The organism is Sphingosinicella sp. CPCC 101087, assembly GCF_004151485.1.
Taxonomy (GTDB): domain Bacteria; phylum Pseudomonadota; class Alphaproteobacteria; order Sphingomonadales; family Sphingomonadaceae; genus Allosphingosinicella.
Genome location: NZ_SBFF01000010.1, coordinates 239,864 through 258,128, shown reverse-complemented (window position 1 = coordinate 258,128; position 18,265 = coordinate 239,864). Strand labels below are relative to the sequence as shown.

The window sequence follows — 18,265 nt, the reverse complement described above, 5'->3', positions numbered from 1 at the left end:
GCCGCGCGTCCCAAGATGAACGTCCGAAATCCAGATCGTCCGATAACGACGACGCGGCGTCCCAGAAGGACCAATGCTCGGGCCGGGCCCGAAAATGCGCGTTCCCGCGCCGGAAGATACCGCTTCACGTGCAATCGTCGTGGTGGCCATCAGACAAACCCCCGCTGCCGACGGCCCTCTCCTCGCGGAGTTTTGTTACGAACGCCCCGCGGACGGGCGACAGTTCAATGACACCAACGGCGGGCCGCGGTCGCCCGGCGCGGCCCCTCCGGGCCATGAATCGGGCGCGTCAGTCCCGAAGGTTGGCGGCGTAGCAGCGCGAAACCGGTACCTTCCGCCCGTTCCTCAGCGCCACCTCGACCGGCCCCTTTCGACCGCGCCTGACCGCTTCGATCGACCGACGGGGCACGAGGTAGGAGCGGTGCACCCGGATGAAGCCGGCGGGCCCCAGTATCCGCTCGGCATTGTGCATGGTCTGTCGCCAGACGGTGCTTCGGCCGTTCGCGTGCAGCTCGATATAATTGCCGGCCGCGCTGGCGAGATCGATCTCCTTCGGAGGGATCGGAATGACGCTTTCGCCGTCCGCGGCGGCGATCGGCTTTGCCGGCCGGGGCGGGCGCGGATAGAGCCCAGCGGCGAGCAGCGCCACGGCCACCGCGGGCAGCCGAGTGAAAAAGGCCCTTTCATAGGTTCCGCTCAGCAGCAAGGCCGCGGCGCCGCTGGCGAGGTAAGCGAGGATCGCCAGCAGCGCAGCGCGCAGCAGCAGCTGTCGCCGGCTGTGCTCGGCCGAAACGCTCCGATCGAACAGGATGACGGCGAGAGACCAGGGCACCAGGGTCGCCGCCGCCCAGACGAAGCTGGCCCAGACCGACGAGCGGTCGTGCGCGATGAATATCTCGTACAGCTGGCAGTAGACGGTTCCGAGCGGGACGAGCAGGAAGGGCGCAAGCGTGCGCAGGGGCTGGGATCGGACGATGAAAGGACGATCCTCGGCAATCGCGGTCATGACGTTCGATCTCCGGCGACGCTATGCACCGCCCCCCGCCGCGACCACGGCCGGTGCGGTTGCTGTCGGCCTTGATATTAGCCGTCGCCGGGCGAGGCGCGGAAGCCGAGAAATTCGTCCCTTCGTCACAAAGTCCGAACCGCCGTCCCGCCGCGGCTTGCCGATCCCGCGCCGCACCCGTGATCCACGCAGCGTCGGGATCATCGGAGGCACGTGCACGGTCGATGGAGCTTGTGGTTCGTTATGTGTTGGGAGCAGCGGCACTGGCGCTGCCGAGTGCGGATCAGGCGTGGGCCCGATCGGCGGGCGGCGACAGCGTCCGGGCAGCGAGCGACGACAGCGGGCGGCCGCCGTCCGCGAGCGCCGCGGCCACCGCGATCGATGCGTTCGGCGAACGCGTCGGAATCGACCAGGCCGGACTATATGGCGAGTCCCAATCCCGAGGTTTCGACCTGCTGGCGAGCAGCGGCGCGTTCCGGATCGACGGCTTCTATTTCTCGCCGGCCGCCACACCGTCGGAATCGCTGCTGGCCGGCTCCACCATCCGGGTGGGGATCGCCTCGACCGCGCTCGACCTCCCCTCGCCCTCCGGCGTGATCGCCTATCGGCTGCGCGACCCCGGGACGGCCAACACTCTCAGCCTCACCACAGGGCTGCGCGACCAGGAAAGCTGGAGCGTCGAGCTGCTCGGCACGGCGCTGAGCCGGAACGAACGATGGAGCATTGTCGGCCACGCCTTGATACTCCCCGACCAGGAGCGCGCCACCGGCGAAGACGGTCGGTCGGCGAACGTCGCCACGGTCGCGCGCTGGCGACCGGATGCGCGAACGAGCCTTCGCCTTTTCGGCGCGTTCGGCCTGTCCCGCCACGAGGGAGAGATCAGCGTCCTCGCTTCCGGCGACGGCGTTCCTCCGCCATTGCGCGCGGACCGGACGTATAGCCCCGAATGGGCGCGCACGCGGCAGTGGACGCTCAACGCCGGCGCGATCCTCGAACGCAGCTGGAACGGCTGGTCGCTCGGCGCCTCGGCGATCCGATCGGTGCGCCATGCCGACCGCTCCGACGTCGCGCTGCTCGAGGTCGACCAAGACGGAAATGTCGACAGCACGCTCTTTTTCACGCCGCCCGTGGAGACTCGCTCCGACTCCGCGGAAGCGCGGATCGCCCGGACCTTCACCTGGCTGGGCGCTCATCAGCGGATCGGGATCGCGCTTCGGCAGCGCCGGACGCTGACGGAGCGGGCCTTCGCGACCCCTTTCGACGCCGGCCGTTTCACCCTGGCCGACGGCCCGGCGGACGTGCCCGAGCCGGACCTGCCGGAGGCGGTGGCCCGCGGGCAGGACGAGGTCGACCAGAGGATCGCCAGCCTCAGCTACGGGCTCCAGCTCGCCGATCGGCTGCAGGTCCGGGTCGGCGCCCATCACAATCGCTACGAGAAGACCGTGCTGGACTTCGAGGGCCGGCGCTCGCGCCAGCTCGACACGACGTGGCTCTACAACGGCTCGGCCATCTGGGAGCCGGTCCGCCGCCTACGCCTGTTCGCGAGCTACGTCACCGGCCTGGAGGAATCCGGCGTCGCGCCCACGGCGGCCACCAATCGCGGCGAGGTCCTGCCACCGGTCGAGGCCGAGCAATATGAGCTTGGCGCGAGCTATGACGTGGCGCCGGGCCTGAGCTTCATCCTGGCCGGATTCGACATCAACAAGCCGATCTACGGATTGCGCCAGGACGGCCGCTTCGATCTCGTCGGCCGAGTCCGCCATCGCGGGATCGAGGCCTCGCTGACCGGCCGACTTACGGAGAGGACGAGGATCGTCGTCGGGGCGAATCTGGTTCAGCCGCGATTGAGCGGGAACCTGGTCGACGAGGGCCTAGTGGAAAGGGTGGCACCGGGCGTGTCGCGTCTGAATGCGACACTCAGCGTCGAGCAGCGGCTGGGCGCCGGCTGGAGCGCCGATTTCTACCTGCTGTACGAAGGACGGCGCCGGCTGGACAGCGCGAGCAGGACCGAGGTTCGGAGCGTGCCCTTCACGACCCTGGGGTTGCGCTATGCCGCGACGGTCGGATCGACTCCGATCACAGTGCGCGGTCAACTGGTCAACGTCATCGACCGGCGCGGCTATTGGGCCACGCCGTCCGGGCCGATCGTCGCCGTTCCGCCGCGCACCTTTCGCCTGCTGCTCACCGCCCATTTCTGAACGGTATCTCAGGGCAAGCGGAAGGCCGGCTCCCCAGCGCGAAGGCGCGCGCCTTCGTGCAATCGCTCATGCGTGGTGAAGCCCTTGGGAGCGAGCATGACGATGGTGGAGCCATGCTCGAACCAGCCCATCCGATCGCCCTTGCGAAAGGCGGCGGAGGTCCTGAGGGTCCGCGTCGGCCCGCGCAAAGGCTCCGGGCCCAGGAAAGGCATCCGAATTCCCGCCACGAGAATGGCGGCGACCGGGACGAGGGCAATGGGCTCTCCGGTCACCGACAGTCGGGCGCGAACGACCGCGCGCTCGTTTCGGCAGTAGAGGCGTTCGACCCGTTTGAGCGCGACCGGGTTCACGTTCCAGGTGTCACCGTAAATGTAGCGGACCTCCTCGACGACGAGGTCGTGGGGCGCGTGGAAATGGTGGTACATTCCGGCGGTGAGGCGCAGCGTCGCATAAGCGCCGTCGCGATATGTTTCGGCGTGGAGCGCATCGCCGAGCAGGTCCGAAAGGCGATAGCCGAGGCCCTTCACCTGCAGCAGGCGATCGCCTTCGATCCGGCCGCAGGCGCCGACGATCGCGTCGGAGGGGCTGGCGAGAATATCGGGATCGGGATCCGCCGGCCGAGCGCCCTCCTCCAACTCCCGGACGAAGCAGTCGTGCAGGCTGGCGAAGCGCCTCTTCCGCGCATCGGCGAGGTCGACATCGCAGAAGAGCTTCCACGCGGCGATCGACGCGCGCGCCACCAAGGGCTGCTCGACCCGGCTGAACCAGCCGACGAACCGCGTCGCCAGCCGGCGCGGGATCCGGTTGGTAAGGAGGAAGTTCAGCTCCTCATGCTGGGAGACCCGGCGGAGCAAATGGCTAGGCGTCATCATGGTGACACGTGCCCGTCGCATCGGTCGCTGCGATGCTGTCGAAACTGGCTCTCCTCGCCATAAGCGGAACGGCGGCCGCCGCCGTCTTGGCTCGCGGCAAGGCCCGCGTCGACCTGTCGCGCGCCAAGCACCGGTCGCTCACCGGCCATGTCAAATGGGGCAAGCGGATCGCCTCGCATATCCGCTTCTACGAATATGACGCGCAGGCCTTCTTTCGGGCCGACGACCCACCCGAGCCGGTGGCCCGGCGGCGCGAGGCCGGCTTCGCGGCGTTGGCCGAGCGGTTCGCGAGCAAATATCCGAAGGGCCGCGCCGCGACGGCCGAGGCGCGGGCCAGCCTCAGCGACCTTCAGTTCATCGACGCCTATCGCGTGCCCTTCCAGTTCGCGCGCCACACGGCGCACAATCTCGGCGCGTCGGCCTTCTGCGAGTCGAGCGACGGCGTCACCCTGACCGACCTGGACGGGAACCGCACCTACGATCTCGCCGGCTCCTACGGCGTCAACCTGTTCGGCTACGACTTCTACAAGGCGTGCATCGAGGAAGGGGCGGCGATCGCCGGCCGGCTCGGCCCCGTGCTCGGCCTTTATCATCCCGTCGTCACGAGCAATGCGGAGCGGCTGAAGCGTATCTCCGGCAAGGAGGAAGTCTCGTTCCACATGTCGGGCACCGAGGCGGTGATGCAGGCGGTGCGACTTGCCCGCTACCATAGCGGTCGGCGCCGGATCGTACGCTTCTGCGGCGCCTATCACGGCTGGTGGGGCGACGTGCAGCCGGGGATCGGCAACCCCGTGCCGGCCCGCGATACACTGACCTTGGCGGAAATGTCCGAGCGGACGCTGCGCGTCCTCGCCACCCGTCGCGACATCGCCTGCGTCCTGGTCAATCCTCTGCAGGCGCTCCATCCCAATCGCGGCGCGCCAGGGGATTCTAGCCTGGTCGACGGCAGCCGCAGCGCGAGCTTCGACCGGGCCGCTTATGGCGAATGGCTGAGACGGCTGCGCGCGATATGCGACACGGCGGGCATCGTCCTGATCTTCGACGAGGTATTCGTCGGCTTCCGGCTCGCGCCGGGCGGCGCGCAGCACTATTTCGGCGTGGAGGCGGACCTCGTCACCTACGGCAAGACGGTCGGCGGCGGCCTGCCGATCGGCGTCCTGTGCGGGCCGCACCGGCTGATGAAGCGCTATCGCGACGACCGGCCGGCCGACATCAACTTCGCGCGCGGCACCTTCCACTCCCATCCTTATGTGATGGGCGCGATGCACGCCTTCCTCTCGCGCCTGGAGACGCCGGAGATCGAGCGGCTCTACGAGGGAATGGACGAACGCTGGGATGCGCGCGCGGCCGATCTCAACGCGCGGCTCGAGGCGGCCGGCCGCCCGGTCCGCGTCGCCAATCTCGCCTCTATCTGGACCGTGAACTACACGATCCCCGGCCGCTATCACTGGATGCTCCAATATTATCTGCGCGATGCCGGCCTGGCGCTGAGCTGGGTCGGCACCGGCCGGTTCATCTTCAGCCTGAACTATGACGACCAGGCCTTCTCCGACGTCGCCGACCGTTTCCTGGCGGCCGCCGCGAAGATGGCGGCGGACGGCTGGTGGGACGGGCCGCCGCTCACCGCCAAGGCCATCCGCCGCCGGGTCCTTCGCGAGATGCTCGGCGTCGGACGCTCTCAGCGCGCTGGCGCCTCCTCGGGCTCGCCGGACCAGTAGCGTGGGTCGATCAGCTCGCGGCGAAGCAGACAGGCCGGCGCCTTGTGGTAGAGCTTGATGTCGTGAAACGGGTCGGTCAGGATCTTGCTCGCCCAGACCAGGCCGGTGAGCGGATCGCGGACGAAGACGAGCTGCACCGTGCGGAAGAGCAGCCCGACCACGCCGAGCCAGAACCAGAGCAGGCCCGTGTTCAGGGCGAAATCGACGAAGCCGGCGTGCGGCGCCACCAGCCCGAACAAATCGGGCTTCACCAGCAGAGCCAGAGGAATGAGGGCCCAGACGCCCATCAGAACCGCCTTGCGGAACAGGTTGTAGCCGACCTTGATCTCTTCCTTATGCTCGTGCGTCGCCCGGTTCAGATGATCATAGCCCTTCGGTTCGAAGAAGAAATGGCCGCTCTGGCGAGTCGTCATCGCGACCAGCCAGCCGATCAGAGCCGCGACCGCCGGATCCCAGAGCAGGACGACGTAAGCGATGACGAAGCTCGTCGCGCTGATCAGGTGGAGGGTCTGGTTGATCCTGCTGTGGTGGTAATAGCGGTGATCGTCCCAGCGCTGCTGCTTCAGTTCCTCGAGAAATGTTCGCATCTGGCTTACCTCGATCAGGGTTCGGGACGCTCAGGCCAGGCCGGCCTTGCGGTAGCGGAGAAGGGAGAAATGCCCGAGCGGCGGCAGCGCTCGGCGCTCGACGAGCTCTACTCCGCCGTGGCCGGCTGCCCAGCTTTCGTAGCGCGACCAGGGGAATTCGGTGCGGAAACCGAGGCGGCTGGTGATCGGCATCAGGGCATGCTCGATCGTGCCGCGCAACCCCTTGTCGGCACCGAGGCGGGTCGTGATGACGATCTCGCCGCCCGGCCGGACCACACGGACGAACTCGTCGAGCGCGCGCTCCGGGTGAGGCACGGCGGTGACGACATATTGCGCCACGACCACGTCGAAGGCACCGTCCTCGAAGGCGAGCTTCTCGGCGTCCATGACCCTTATGTCCTCGACATGTCGAAGGCCGAGGTCGCGCACCCGCTCGCGCGCCTTGTCGAGCATGCCGTCGGAGATGTCGACGCCGACCAGGCGAACGTTCGGGGAATAGAGCGGCAGGCTGATCCCGGTGCCGACCCCGACCTCGAGGATCCTGCCCCCGGCCTGCTCCGCGGCGCCGATGGCCAAGGCGCGGCCACGCCGGAACACGCGGCCGAAGACGAGGTCGTAAACCGGCGCCCACCGATCATAGGCCTTCGCGACACCCATCGTCTGCATCAGCTCCGCACGACTGGCTATCTGCACGGGAAGCTCCTTGCGTTGGCGGCACTCGCCTGGACCTCTTCTTTGCCGCGCTTTCATGACAATTGCGGGGAAGCGGGATGACGAATGTCTTTCGCCAGCGGAAATTCGGCGGGAAGCCGGAACGACCGGCGGCTGACGCGGGCTCGTCCAGGCGCTCCATTCCGCAAGGGATGTATTTCACCATCGAGGCGGCGGCGGACGGCTGGCCGTTGCGCCGCTTCGCCTTTGCACCGGACAGTCCCCCGCGCGGCAGCCTGCTTTTCCTAGGGGGCCGCGGCGACTTCGTGGAAAAATATCTGGAGGCGATCGGTCATTGGCGGTCGACCGGCTGGAAGGTCGACGGGTTCGACTGGCGAGGACAGGGCGGGTCCGGACGGATGCTGCCCGATCCGATGATCTGCCATCTCGAAAGCTTCGATCCTCTGCTCGACGATCTCATGGGCTTCGTGACGGAATGGAAGGCGCGGACGCCCGGGCCCCATGTGGCCGTCGCGCATTCGATGGGCGCCCACCTTCTCCTGCGACTCTTCGCAGAACGGCATGTCCGGCTCGAAGCAGCGGTCCTGATGGCGCCGATGGCGGGCATCAGGGCCGGGCCGATCCCACCGGCCGCGCTCGGGCTCGCAGCCCGGGCCGCCGCGGCCGTCCGCCTGGCCGAGCGTCCCCTGTGGCGCGGCGATATCGGAAATGTCGGCGGTAGGATGACATCCTGTCCGGACCGCCAGGCTGACAAGATCTGGTGGAAGAGCAGCTGCCCCGACATCGCGTCCGGTCCGCCGAGCTGGGGTTGGCTCGACGCGGCGCTGCGGTCCGTCGGCAAACTGAACGCCGCGCGCCTCGAGCGCATCGACCTTCCGCTGATGATCATGGCCTCCAGCCGTGACCCGGTGATCGACCCGCGCGCGCTCGTCCGCCTTGCCGCCCGGCTACCCGGCGCCGAGCTGCGGCTGCTCGACGGCAAGGGGCACGAACTGCTTCGGGAGGCGGACGAGCTGCGCCTTCCGGTGCTCGCCGCGATCGACCTTTTTTTCGACCGGCTCGCCGGCTGAATCCGACGGTCGGGCGACGCGGCCAGCTGCCGCAAAGCGCTCAGAGCCGCAGCAACCTTTTCCTTTTCTTCGCGGCCGCGCTGGAGCATCGCGGGCGGAGGACTCGAAGCGGACGGAGGAACATCTGGCGTGACCCCCACGGAACGGCTTCGAGCGCGGCTGCATCAATGTTCCTTGATCGCGATCCTTCGCGGCCTGACACCCGGCGAGGCCGAAGCGATCGGCGCGGCCCTGGTCGAGGCCGGCGTGCGGATCATCGAAGTGCCGCTCAACTCGCCCGAGCCACTGGCGAGCATCGAGCGGCTCGCTGCGCGCTTCGGGGACGAGGCACTGATCGGCGCGGGTACCGTGCTCGATGTCGAAGCGGTACGGGCCGTGCGCGATGCCGGCGGGCGGCTGATCGTTTCGCCCAATACCGACACGGCGGTGATCGCCGCCGCCGAGCAAGCAGGTCTAATCTCCTGCCCCGGCTTCTTCACGCCGAGCGAGGCGATCACGGCGCTCCGCGCCGGCGCGCACGCGCTGAAGCTCTTCCCTGCCGAGGCGGCGTCGCCCGCCGTGCTCAAGGCGCATCGGGCGGTGCTGCCCGCAGCCGCACTGGTGATTCCGACCGGGGGCGTGACTCTGGAGATGGTGCAGCCCTGGCTGGACGCCGGTGGCGACGGGCTGGGGCTGGGATCGGGCCTGTACCGGCCGGGCCGGAGCGCGAGCGACGTCGGGGAGCGTGCGGCCGCCTTCGTCGCAGCGGCCCGCGCAGCCCGACATTGATCGGAGCGAAGAGACGCTGTCCTTCGTTCTGTCGTGCGAAGAGGATGAGCCGATGCGAAACCCCTCCTTCCTCCTGCCGCTGCTGTTGATGGCTGGCTGCGCTGCGGCCGATGCCGAGCCGCAGTCGAGCGACAATGCGCTGAGCCGCATGCTCGCCGGGCGAACCGCCGGGACACCGGAGAATTGCGTGCGGATCGAACCGAGCCAGTCGCTGAACGCCATCGGCACCGGCACCATCGTCTACGGCAGCGGCCGCACGATCTGGCATGTCCGGCTGCGTGGTTCCTGCCCCAGCATCAGACGGCTCGACACCTTGCTCGTGGAGCCGACGGGCAGCCAATATTGCCGGGGCGATCATGTCCGATCGATCGACCCTCCCAGCCGCATTCCCGGACCGGTCTGCGTGATCGAGTCCTTCGTGCCCCACACGCGCCCCGGTGGGCCGTAGGCACCGAAATCCGCCTCACGACCTCATCCGCCGGCCCGAGCTTCTCCGATCTCGGCGATGGCTTGCGGACCGATATCCTCGACCCGCAGACAGCCGGTGAGCGCCATTGCGACCCGCATCTCGGCCTCGATCAGCTTGAGCAGATGCGCGACGCCAGCCTGGCCTCCGCCCGCCAGAGCATAGGCCCAGGCCCGGCCGAGCAACACGCCCTTGGCCCCGAGCGCCATCATCCGCACCACGTCCAGGCCGGAGCGCACGCCCCCGTCGGCCAGGACCGTCAGCCTGTCCCCCACGGCCTCGGCGATCGGGGGAAGTGCCCGCGCGGTGGAGAGGACCCCGTCGAGCTGCCGCCCGCCATGATTGGAGACGATGATCCCGTCCACGCCCCGCTCCGCCGCCTCGCGCGCATCTTCGGGATCGAGGATGCCCTTGACGATCAGGGGACCGTCCCAGCGCCCGCGCAGCCAGTCCAGGTCCTCCCAGCTGATCGTCGCGTCGAAATTGCCGCGGATCCAGCCGAAAAAGTCTTCGAGGCCGCTGTTCGGGCCGAGCAAAGGTGCGATATTGCCGAGCGCGTGGGGACGGCCGCGCACGCCGACGTCCCACGCCCAGCGCGGCCGGGCGAGCGTCTGGCAGAATCGACGCAGCCCGCCGGCCCATCCCGGCGCGCCGGCGAGGCCGGAACGCAGGTCACGATAGCGCGAGCCCGCCACCGGCATGTCGACCGTGAGCAGAAGCGCACCGCAGCGCGCCGCCTTCGCCTTGGCGATCAGTTCGGCGATGAAACCGCGATCCCGCGCGACGTAGAGCTGGAACCAGAAGGGCCGGTCGGTGCCCGCCGCGACCTCGTCGAGCGAGCAGGCCGAGACGGTCGATAAAGCGAAGGGCACGTGCGCGCGCGCCGCGGCGCGCGCCGCCTGCACCTCGCCGCGGCGGGCGTTCATTCCCGCCAGGCCGATCGGTCCCAGCCCGACCGGCATCGCCCAGTCCTGGCCGAAGAGGCGCGCGCCGAGATCGATCTGCGACACGTCCCTGAGCACGCGCTGGCGAAGCGCGACCGCCTGGAGGTCAGCGACGTTGCGGCGAAGCGTCACCTCGTCATAGGATCCGCCATCGATATATTCGAACAGGAAATGGGGCAGGCGCGCCTTGGCGAGACGCCGATAATCGTTACCCGATGCCGCTCGCCTCATCCGCTCCCCTCCTCCTGCCCACAATCTCGCCATGGATCCCGGCTGTCACGAACAATCGCTCCGACAGGGCGAGCAGATGCGCCGGGACGGGAGAGGCGAAGAGGAATAGGTAGATCGACCCGATGCAACCGGATCACGATTTGCTCTAAGGTGCAGGCATGACCGTTCCAAGCCTGATCCTGCTCCACGAGGAAGACAATGTCCTGGTCTGCGTCGCCGGAATCGCGGCGGGCGAGACGATCGTCATCGACGGCGCGGCCCTTCCTGCCCCCGAGGCCGTGGCGGTCGGTCACAAGGTGGCCCGGCGGGCGCTGGGGCCGGGCGACAAGGTGCTGAAATATGGCGCGCCGATCGGATCGATGACCCGCCCGGCCGAGCTCGGAGCCTGGGTCCATATGCACAACATGAAGAGCGACTATATCGCGACCCATACGCGGCAAACCCTGTCCGAGGATAAGCATTGATGCTCGAAGGCTATCTCCGTTCCGACGGGCGAAAGGGCGTAAGGAACGTCGTGCTGGTCGCCTATCTGGTCGAATGCGCCCACCATGTCGCGCGGCGCATCGTCGACAGGATCGATGATCCCGACGTCCAGCTGATCGGCTTTCCCGGCTGCTATCCCAACGCTTATGCCGCCAAGGTGATGAACGCGATCGCCACCCATCCCAATGTGGGCGGGATCGTCCTGGTCTCGCTGGGCTGCGAGAGCTTCGACCGGGAAGGTCTGGGCGAGGCGGTGGCGGCGAGCGGCCGACCGGTGGAGACCCTCGTGATCCAGGAGGTCGGCGGCACCAAGGCGACCATCGCCGCCGGTCTCGCTGCGGTCGAGCGGGTCCGCGCCGCGGCCGCGGACGCAGCCGCCAAGGTGCCGATGGCTCTCGACGAACTGGTCGTCGCGACCATCTGCGGCGGATCTGACGGAACCAGCGGCATCACCGCCAATCCGGCGGTGGGCCGCGCCTTCGACCGGCTGGTGGCCGCGGGCGCCACCTGCATTTTCGAGGAGACAGGCGAGCTGGTCGGCTGCGAAGGCGTCATGGCCGACCGCGCGGTCACGCCGGAGCTCGGACGCGAGATCGTCGCCTGCGTCGAAAAGGCGGAGCAATATTATCGGGTGATGGGCTTCGGAAGCTTCGCGCCGGGCAATGCCGAAGGCGGGCTGACCACCCAGGAAGAGAAATCGATGGGCGCCTATTCCAAGTCGGGATCGTCGCCGATCAGCGGGATCGTCAAGCCGGGCGACCGGCCGCCGTCGGGCGGGCTCTACCTGCTCGACGTCGTTCCCGACGGCGAGCCGCGCTTCGGATTTCCCAACATTTCCGACAATGCCGAGATCGTGGAGCTGATCGCCTGCGGCGCGCATCTGACGCTGTTCACGACCGGCCGCGGATCGGTGGTGGGATCGGCGATCGCACCGGTCATCAAGGTCTGCGCCAATCCCGAGACGGCGCGGCGACTGGCCGACGACATGGACGTCAATGCCGGCCGGATCCTGGAAGGCGCGGCGAACCTCGCCGAGGTCGGCGACGAGATTTTCGACCGGGTGATCGAAGTCGCGGCGGGCCGCCGCACCGTTTCCGAGGAATTGGGCCACCAGGAGTTCATCCTGACGTACAAAGCGTTCGATCCGATCGGGCCGTCCTGCCTGCCCTTGAGCGCGGGCGCCACGCGATGAGCGAAGGGCCTTCGGGCAAGCAACGGCTGGGACATGCGGAGCCGCCCGCCGCGCGCCTCGTGCATTTCGCCAGTGACGGAGCCTTCACCGCCGACGCTAGCCACGTCGTCGCCGGCGGCCGGACCGGACGGGAGAGATCATGAAGCTGGTCCGCCACGGGGAAAGCGGCCGGGAGCGGCCGGGGCTGATCGACGATGACGGACGGCTGCGCGACCTTTCCGGCCAGGTCGACGACATTGCGGGCGACGTGCTCGGCCCGGCCGGGCTCGAAGCGCTGCGCGCACTCGACCCGGCGCGTCTGCCGCCGGTCGATGGGCAGCCACGGCTCGGCCCGTGCGTCGGAAGGGTCGGCAAGTTCCTGTGCATCGGCCTCAATTATTCCGACCATGCCGAAGAGAGCGGCCTCGTCGTGCCGCCCGAGCCGGTGCTGTTCACCAAGGCGACGAGCGCGATCATCGGTCCCGACGACGACGTCCTTCTGCCGCGCGGCTCGACCAGGACCGACTGGGAGGTCGAGCTCGGGATCGTCATCGGCACGACGGCCAAATATGTGTCCGAGGCCGAGGCGCTGGACCATGTCGCCGGCTATTGCGTCGTCAACGACATTTCCGAGCGCGAATATCAGCTCGAGCGCCACGGCACGTGGGACAAGGGAAAGGGCTGCGACACGTTCGGCCCGATCGGCCCGTGGCTGGTGACCAGGGACGAGGTTCCGGACCCTTGCGCGCTGGCCATGTGGCTGGAGGTGAACGGCCGGCGCTTCCAGGACGGATCGACCGCGACCATGGTCTTCCGGCCCGCTTTCCTGGTCAGCTATCTCAGCCGCTTCATGAGCCTGCATCCCGGCGACATGATCTCCACCGGAACGCCGCGCGGCGTCGGCATGGGGCAGAAGCCGCCGGTCTACCTGAAGGCGGGAGACGAGATGACGCTCGGGATCGAAGGCCTCGGGGTTCAGCGTCAGCGGGTCATCGCGGACCCCAGCGTGTAGCTCGGCCGGACGTTGCGGACCCGCCATCGGGGCGCCGGAGGCGCGGGTCCGACGCCGACGATCCGCTCCGGTGCCGATTTCGCTTTCGTCGGCGAAGAGGGGGACTCCGCCTTGCGTCGCCGAATGTTCGCAAGCCAGGACGGCGCCGGCCGACGCGCCAATTACCATCTTGACCTTCTCGCCAATTCGTTCACCATTTCGAAAAAATCATAATGCCGAACGGGAGGGTGCCAATGACCTTCAAGCCTATCGGCTTTCTAGCAGGCCTGCTGAGCAGCGCGGCCGCCTTCGCACAGACGCCCGAAACCCAGTCGCCGCCGCCGGAGCAGGCTCCGCCGCCGACGGCCACGCCTGGCGGCGAGCAGGAGATACTGGTGACCGCGCAAAGGCGCGAGCAGGCACTCGAGGACGTCAGCCTGGCCGTCACCGCAGTCGACGCGCAGCGGCTGCAGGATGCTCAGGTCAACAATCTCCAGGACCTGCAGGCGATCGTCCCGACCGTGAACTTCGGAAGCGACTTCAACCAGGCCAAGATCTTCATCCGCGGCGTCGGCGCCAACACGTCGACGACCGGCAATTCGACCGGCGTGGCGCTCCACGTCGACGGCGCCGTCGTGGCGCGGGCGGAGGCGCAGCTCACCTCCCTGTTCGACCTGGAGCGGGTCGAGGTGCTGCGCGGCCCTCAAGGCACGCTCTATGGCCGCAACACCACCGGGGGCTCGATCAATCTCATCACGGCCAAGCCGACCCGTGATTTCTCCGGCTATGGGCGGGTAACCTACGGCAATTACGACGCCTTCGTCACCGAAGCCGCGCTGTCGGGCCCGATCACCGGAGGCATATTGTTCCGGGTCGCCACCAAGACCGAGGATCGGGACGGCTTCGGCGTCAATCCGGTCAACGGCGTGGACGTCGACGACCTCGATCGCCAGATGGCGCGCGCCCACCTGCAGTTCGACATGGGCCCGGACCTTACCTTGCTGCTGACCGGGGAATATTTTCGCCAGAACGACAATAGCGGAGCGCTCCACTTCCTGCGCGCCTCCTTCCCCGGGGTTCCGCGACTCTTCCCGCTCGGCCAAGGCGGCTATGCGGAACGGCCGCGCGACCTGGCCACCGAAAGCCATCCGGGCACCGACAGCGAATCCTACGCCTTCACCGGGACGATCTCCTTCGAGGCGAACGACCGCATGACGCTCACCAACATCACCAACTATCGCAGCTTCGAGACGTCCCTGTTCCAGGATCTCGACCTGTCGGCGGTGCACAACAGCCTCCAGGCGAACGGCCAGGCGACCACCGTGCAGGAGCGGCGGATCGACAGCGAGCAGTATAGCAACGAGTTCCAGATCAACTTTTCCGACCGCTTCGTCGACGCGGTGATGGGGCTTTATTACTTTCACGAGCGCCAGCGCCCGCGGGACTCGGTCGGCCTTGCCCGCCGCAATGGAATGGCCTCGAATATTCCCATCCTGGAAGCAGCCGGGGTCGACCTCGCCGAAGCCTATGGCTTCTGCGGCTATTCGCCGGGCACCTCTCCCAGCGGCCTGGTGATCGCGCCGAAGCGCGTGTGCATCCATTCCAACCTCGGCACCGATGCATATGCGGCCTTCGGCCAGGCGATCATCGATCTGGGCGCCTTCTCGGAGGGCCTCAGCAACTTCAGCCTGAAGCTGGGCGGGCGCTACAGCTACGAGGAGGTCGAATCGTCCAATCCGGCGATCATCATCGCCGCGAACGGCCGCGGCCCCGTGCTTCGCTTCACCACGGAGGGTACCTTCCGGAAACGTTCTTTCAGCGACTTCACTCCCGAAGCCGGGCTCGAGTGGCGGCCGAACGACGATATCCTCGTCTATTACACCTATTCGGAAGGGTTCAAGGCCGGGTCCGGCGAGAATGCCGCGGGCAGCACGACCATCGTCGATCCCGAACAGATCACCAATCACGAGGTCGGATTCAGGGCGACATTCTTTGACCGCCGCCTCAACATCAACCTCGCCGCCTTCAGCTACGAGCTCGAGGGAGCTCAGCTCAACAAGACGATTTCCGGCGGTCCGGCGGGGTTCACGACGATCTTCGAGAATGCGGCGCAAACGTCGGCCGAAGGGTTCGAGCTCGAGATCCTCACCGTGCCGATGCCCAACCTGAGGCTGAGCGGGGCGGTCGCCTATACCGACGCGCAATATGACGATTTCCTCACGCTCGATCCGCTCAACCCGGCGAACGTCGCGACGCCCGGATCGCCGCCTTACGACCCGGTGACCAATCCGGACCCGACGGCATTCGGCGCGCCCGGCGGCGGCGAGATGCAGCTTGCCGGCAACCAGGTCAGAAACACGCCGCGCTGGGCGTGGAACATCCACGGAGAGTTCGACATCCCGCTGGCCGGAGGAAGCGGCGGCGAGGTAACCCTGCAGGGCGACGTCTACGGCCGAAGCCGGGTCTATTTCAGCGAATATCAGCGCGAGATCGAAAGTTCCGACGGCTATGTCATGGCCGACGCCTCGATCCGCTACACCGACGCGAGCGAGCGCTTCATGATCCAGGCGTGGATCCGCAATGCCTTCGACGTGCTTCGGCCGGCGAGCACCTTCGCGCTCGCCACCGGCCGCCTCATCGGCGTCGCCTATTTGCCGCCGCGCACCTACGGAATCACCGCAGGAGTGCGCTTCTGACCCCTGCCGCGTCGTATCGTCTCCGGAAGCGTGAGGACCATTTGTGTCCGCCGCGGCGGGCCGCTAGCGCAACGCGTCCGGCATAATCGACAACTGTTCGCGAGGATCATGGCAAGTCTCGGTCCCTCCACCCCGGTCAAATCCGCCCTCAGGACGCTCGACATACTCGAGCTGCTCGCCCAGCAGGCGCGCGCGATGACGGCCCAGGAAATCGCCATGACCCTGGGCATACCGGTCAGCAGCCTCTCCTATCTCCTCTCCACCCTGGTCGACCGCGGCTATCTCAACCGGTCGAAGCGCGAGTACCGGCTCGGGCCAGCCATCGCCCGGCTGGCCAGCGGCGGTTCCACCCCGACCCTCGCAGACCGGGCGGAGCCGATCGTCCGGGCGCTGACGCGCGAACTCAACGAAACAGCCGGCTTCTTCGTGAGGCGGGATTTCGAGGTAGAGGCGATCGCGCGCGACATCGGCCTTCATGCCTTGCGCTACACGATCGAGGTCGGCCAGCGTGCGCCGCTTCATGCCTTCGCCGCGGGAAAGGCCTTGCTGGCCACGCTGCCGGAGGAGCAGCTCGCCCTCTATTTCCGGACGGTCGATCGCGAACTGTTCACGCCGCAGACCATGCATGAGGAAGCGCCGCTGCGCTCCGAGATCGAGAAGATCAAGCGCGAGGGATTTGCGCGGACTTTTCAGGAGCACACGCCTGGAATCACGGGCATGGCAAAAGCGGTCACCGTCGACGGCAGGACGCTCGGCGCGTTCAGCATCGCCATGCCGATCGCCCGCTGCGACTCCGCGAAGGAAAAAGCGGCGATGCGTCTTCTCAATCGGGCGGTGAACATGATGGCAGGTCCGGACCCGGAATCACCGCTCAGCGAGGCGGACGCTCCATCCAGCGGCGAAGGGCGGCGCTGACCTGATCGGGGGCTTCGACCGGCGCCATGTGGCCGCATTGGTCGAATATCACGAAATCGGCGCCGGGAATCGCCGAGGCGATGGCGCGATTCTGCTCCGGCGGGCTCCATTCGTCATCGCGCCCGGCGCCGACCAGCACGGGGCAGTCGATCTTCGAGAGTAGCGGGCGCGGGTCCGGCCGTCCGAGCAAGGCCGCAACCTGATCCTCGTAGCGCTCGACCCCGCCCTCGGCGGCCATTGCGCGAAGCGGGCCCATGAAGGCGTCATCGGCACGCCGATCGGGATGGACCATCGGCGGCAGCCACCGGTCGACCATGGCGTCAATGCCGGCGCGCCGCGCAATCTCGATCAGGGCGCCGCGCTTCTCGGCCTCGGCGGGCGTTGGCGGATGGATACCCGTGTCGAGCAGAGCGAGGCGCTCGACCCGCTCGGGAGCGATGGCAAATATTTCAAGCGCGACGCGGGCGCCCATCGAGTGGCCGACGAGCGAGAAGACGGGTGGCGCCCGCTCCAAGCCCTGCTCCGCCATCGCCCGCAGACTCCGGGCGCCCGGATAGCCGGGGACGGCGATCGGGTGGTGGTCGGAGAGCGCGGCCAACTGGGGCGCCCAGATGCTTTCGTCGCAGAGCAGGCCCGGCAACAGGAGCAAGGGCGCGGGGCTCGCATGATGTGCATTCATGGACATGAACGTTTCGCATAGCCGATCGGAATGCTCGGTGCTATCCGTGGCTGTGCCGGCGAGCGGACCGGCCGGGAGGATGCCTGATGGAGACCCACTCGGCGATTGCCGAGCTCCGCGCCGAGCTCGAGGCGGTCAAGCGCGAGGTACGGATGCTGCGCGACGTGCACGAGGTGCGCACGCTCCATTTCAAATATGGCTATTATATCGACATGTGCCTCTACGACGAGGCGGTCGACCTGTTCGCCGACGACGGCCTCGTCTACTTTCTCAACGGCATCTACCGCGGCAAGGAATCGGTGCGCCGCCTCTATGCCGGCTGGTTCCGAACGATGTTCACCAAAGGGGTGAACGGCCCGGTCTACGGCTTTCTGCTCGACCATTTGCTGTCGCAGGACATCGTCGACATCGCCGAGGACGGCCTGACCGCACGAGGGCGGTTCCGCTGCCTCATGCAGGCCGGATCGCACGAATCGAAGCCCGACAAGGTCAGGCCGATGCCCGACCAGTGCTGGGAAGCGGGAATTCACGAGAATGTCTACGTCAAGGACGCGGGCATCTGGAAGATCAAGGAGCTCAACTACAACATGCTCTGGCAAGCCGAATATGATGCTGGCTGGGCGCACAGCTCGGTCCACCTCGAGCCGCTCACCCGAACCTTTCCCGACGATCCGAACGGGCCCGACGCGCTGATGGAAACGGCGCCCCGATTCTGGCCGCACACGCGGGTCGTGCCCTTCCACTACCCGCACCCGGTCACCGGCCGCGCCTGGACCGGCAGCGCATCGTGACGGAGCG

17 protein-coding genes are annotated in these 18,265 nt (G+C 67.6%); 11 read left to right on the top strand and 6 right to left on the bottom strand.

All coding sequences use genetic code 11. From position 1 onward, the window contains the following. Positions 1–289: 289 nt before the first annotated feature. A complete protein-coding gene (locus tag EKM57_RS16925) occupies positions 290–1,006 on the bottom strand; it encodes a LytTR family DNA-binding domain-containing protein (protein ID WP_129793692.1) in 717 nt (238 codons plus the stop codon). Positions 1,007–1,230: 224 nt separating this feature from the next. Between EKM57_RS16925 and EKM57_RS16920 the strand changes: the two genes are divergently transcribed. Next, on the top strand, positions 1,231–3,204 hold the full coding sequence (locus EKM57_RS16920) for a TonB-dependent receptor domain-containing protein (RefSeq protein ID WP_165357512.1): 1,974 nt from the start codon (positions 1,231–1,233) through the stop codon (positions 3,202–3,204). Between the two features lie 8 nt (positions 3,205–3,212). Here EKM57_RS16920 and asd read toward each other — a convergent pair whose 3' ends face one another. Continuing rightward, positions 3,213–4,097, bottom strand: coding sequence for an archaetidylserine decarboxylase (gene asd / locus EKM57_RS16915; protein ID WP_243451101.1), 885 nt, complete (start codon positions 4,095–4,097; stop codon positions 3,213–3,215). Positions 4,098–4,108: 11 nt separating this feature from the next. Between asd and EKM57_RS16910 the strand changes: the two genes are divergently transcribed. After that, positions 4,109–5,794, top strand: coding sequence for an aminotransferase class III-fold pyridoxal phosphate-dependent enzyme (locus tag EKM57_RS16910; protein WP_206185476.1), 1,686 nt, complete (start codon positions 4,109–4,111; stop codon positions 5,792–5,794). Here the strand turns inward: EKM57_RS16910 and EKM57_RS16905 are convergent. Beyond that, positions 5,755–6,381: an Mpo1-like protein gene (locus EKM57_RS16905; RefSeq protein ID WP_129793690.1), complete on the bottom strand. Its 627-nt coding sequence runs from the start codon at positions 6,379–6,381 to the stop codon at positions 5,755–5,757. The genes EKM57_RS16910 and EKM57_RS16905 overlap by 40 nt on opposite strands. A 30-nt stretch (positions 6,382–6,411) precedes the next feature. Continuing rightward, entirely contained in the window at positions 6,412–7,074 is a 663-nt protein-coding gene (locus EKM57_RS16900) for a class I SAM-dependent methyltransferase (RefSeq protein ID WP_243451100.1), read from the bottom strand. A gap of 170 nt (positions 7,075–7,244) precedes the next feature. Between EKM57_RS16900 and EKM57_RS16895 the strand changes: the two genes are divergently transcribed. From EKM57_RS16895 to EKM57_RS16885, 3 genes are all read left to right on the top strand, one after another. After that, positions 7,245–8,123, top strand: a complete 879-nt coding sequence (locus tag EKM57_RS16895) for an alpha/beta hydrolase (RefSeq protein WP_243451099.1) — start codon at positions 7,245–7,247, stop codon at positions 8,121–8,123. 129 nt (positions 8,124–8,252) lie between these two features. Next, positions 8,253–8,891 (top strand): 2-dehydro-3-deoxy-6-phosphogalactonate aldolase, encoded by a 639-nt coding sequence (locus tag EKM57_RS16890; protein WP_129793688.1) that lies wholly within the window; start codon positions 8,253–8,255, stop codon positions 8,889–8,891. A gap of 52 nt (positions 8,892–8,943) precedes the next feature. Continuing rightward, the gene (locus EKM57_RS16885; protein ID WP_129793687.1) at positions 8,944–9,339 is read left to right on the top strand and encodes a hypothetical protein; all 396 of its coding nucleotides are present in this window, start codon (positions 8,944–8,946) and stop codon (positions 9,337–9,339) included. A 23-nt stretch (positions 9,340–9,362) separates the two neighbouring features. Here EKM57_RS16885 and EKM57_RS16880 read toward each other — a convergent pair whose 3' ends face one another. After that, positions 9,363–10,532: an L-lactate dehydrogenase gene (locus EKM57_RS16880; RefSeq protein ID WP_129793686.1), complete on the bottom strand. Its 1,170-nt coding sequence runs from the start codon at positions 10,530–10,532 to the stop codon at positions 9,363–9,365. A 158-nt stretch (positions 10,533–10,690) separates the two neighbouring features. Between EKM57_RS16880 and EKM57_RS16875 the strand changes: the two genes are divergently transcribed. The 5 genes from EKM57_RS16875 to EKM57_RS16855 all read left to right on the top strand — a co-directional run bounded on the left by EKM57_RS16875 (position 10,691) and on the right by EKM57_RS16855 (position 16,788). After that, positions 10,691–10,996 (top strand): UxaA family hydrolase, encoded by a 306-nt coding sequence (locus tag EKM57_RS16875; RefSeq protein ID WP_129793685.1) that lies wholly within the window; start codon positions 10,691–10,693, stop codon positions 10,994–10,996. Next, entirely contained in the window at positions 10,996–12,207 is a 1,212-nt protein-coding gene (locus EKM57_RS16870) for a UxaA family hydrolase (protein ID WP_129793684.1), read from the top strand. The genes EKM57_RS16875 and EKM57_RS16870 overlap by 1 nt, the downstream gene beginning before the upstream one ends. A 139-nt stretch (positions 12,208–12,346) precedes the next feature. Next, positions 12,347–13,198, top strand: coding sequence for a fumarylacetoacetate hydrolase family protein (locus tag EKM57_RS16865; protein ID WP_129793683.1), 852 nt, complete (start codon positions 12,347–12,349; stop codon positions 13,196–13,198). A 233-nt stretch (positions 13,199–13,431) separates the two neighbouring features. After that, positions 13,432–15,873: a TonB-dependent receptor gene (locus EKM57_RS16860; RefSeq protein WP_129793682.1), complete on the top strand. Its 2,442-nt coding sequence runs from the start codon at positions 13,432–13,434 to the stop codon at positions 15,871–15,873. Between the two features lie 108 nt (positions 15,874–15,981). Continuing rightward, positions 15,982–16,788, top strand: coding sequence for an IclR family transcriptional regulator (locus EKM57_RS16855; RefSeq protein WP_129793681.1), 807 nt, complete (start codon positions 15,982–15,984; stop codon positions 16,786–16,788). Here EKM57_RS16855 and EKM57_RS16850 read toward each other — a convergent pair. Next, the gene (locus EKM57_RS16850) at positions 16,745–17,473 is read right to left on the bottom strand and encodes an alpha/beta fold hydrolase (protein WP_129793680.1); all 729 of its coding nucleotides are present in this window, start codon (positions 17,471–17,473) and stop codon (positions 16,745–16,747) included. The two genes, EKM57_RS16855 and EKM57_RS16850, sit on opposite strands and share 44 nt — an antisense overlap. Before the next feature lie 80 nt (positions 17,474–17,553). On the opposite strand from EKM57_RS16850, the gene EKM57_RS16845 reads away from it, so the two are divergent. Continuing rightward, on the top strand, positions 17,554–18,258 hold the full coding sequence (locus EKM57_RS16845) for a nuclear transport factor 2 family protein (RefSeq protein ID WP_129793679.1): 705 nt from the start codon (positions 17,554–17,556) through the stop codon (positions 18,256–18,258). Positions 18,259–18,265 lie beyond the last annotated feature (7 nt).